The organism is Vibrio sp. 2130-1, assembly GCF_033339515.1.
The window spans coordinates 1-696 of record NZ_JAWOUT010000292.1 but is presented as its reverse complement, the minus strand read 5'-3'; the positions used below and the strand labels follow the sequence as shown (position 1 = coordinate 696).

The window sequence follows — 696 nt, the reverse complement described above, 5'->3', positions numbered from 1 at the left end:
AGTGTTTGGCCCAAAATAACCGCCGCTAAGCCGACCACGATGGTACCAACGCCTGATGTTACGTCAGCAAAACTGTTGGTTTGCGCAAATAGCGCACCAGCGAAGCCAACAAATCCATTCGACAGCGCCAAACAAAAATAGGTGTAGAACCCTGTGCTTGCGCCTTGTGCAGACACCATTCGGCCATTCACACCCGTCGCTCGAAGGCCCAAGCCGAAGTCGCTATTTAGCAATCGCACCACCAAAAAGGCAGAGATGAGAACCAGTACGCCTACGACCAACGGACGAATAAACATCGCATCACCCATCGATTCAAAAGGAGTGAGAATGGTGTCTTCACCCAAAAGAGCCATATTGGGTTTGCCCATGATGCGAATGTTGATAGAAAACGCGGCAATCATAGTGAGGATGGACGCTAAGAGATGCAAAATTCCACAGCGTACAGCGAGAAATGCGGTGACCCAGCCTGTCATGCCACCAGCGATAATCGCCATACCGGTTGCAATCCAAGGGTTGATGCCTGCAACGATAGCTGTCGCAGCAACCGCGGCTCCCATAGGAAAACTACCATCAACACTTAAGTCAGGAAAATCAAGAACACGAAACGTAAGATAGACGCCCAAAGCAACCAAGCCATAAATCAAGCCGATCTCAAGCGCGCCAAAAAAAGCAAATGCAGACATAACTGCTCCTTTC

General features: G+C 49.7%; 1 protein-coding gene. It reads right to left on the bottom strand.

Annotation, left to right across the window (positions count from 1 at the left end):
- Positions 1–683: ABC transporter permease subunit (locus R7Q09_RS25805; protein ID WP_318143898.1), on the bottom strand; the 683-nt coding region annotated here is incomplete at its 3' end.
- Positions 684–696 lie beyond the last annotated feature (13 nt).